Origin of the sequence: Motilimonas sp. 1_MG-2023, assembly GCF_030547455.1 — a bacterium.
Lineage (GTDB): Bacteria > Pseudomonadota > Gammaproteobacteria > Enterobacterales > CBDFNC01 > Motilimonas.
Genome location: NZ_JAUOPX010000241.1, coordinates 1 through 243 on the forward strand (window position 1 = coordinate 1; position 243 = coordinate 243).

At 47.3% G+C, this 243-nt stretch carries 1 rRNA gene; it reads right to left on the reverse strand.

From position 1 onward, the window contains the following. Positions 1-243, reverse strand: a 23S ribosomal RNA gene (locus tag Q4519_RS22030); the annotation flags it as partial.

The following is a 243-nucleotide window of genomic DNA, read 5'->3' on the forward strand; positions in this document are numbered from 1 at the left end:
TTTCCTCGGGGTACTTAGATGTTTCAGTTCTCCCGGTTCGCCTCACATGCCTATGTATTCAACATGTGATACCTGTACCTCTAAATCACCTCGCCGCTATGCTTATTGTCATAGTGGGCTTTGACCTTTGCCGTTGGCAAAGTTAAAGCTAAAGTAGTTTAGAGGTACAGGTGGGTTTCCCCATTCGGACATCGTGGGATTAACGCTTGTTGTCAACTCCCCCACGCTTTTCGCAGACTTCCA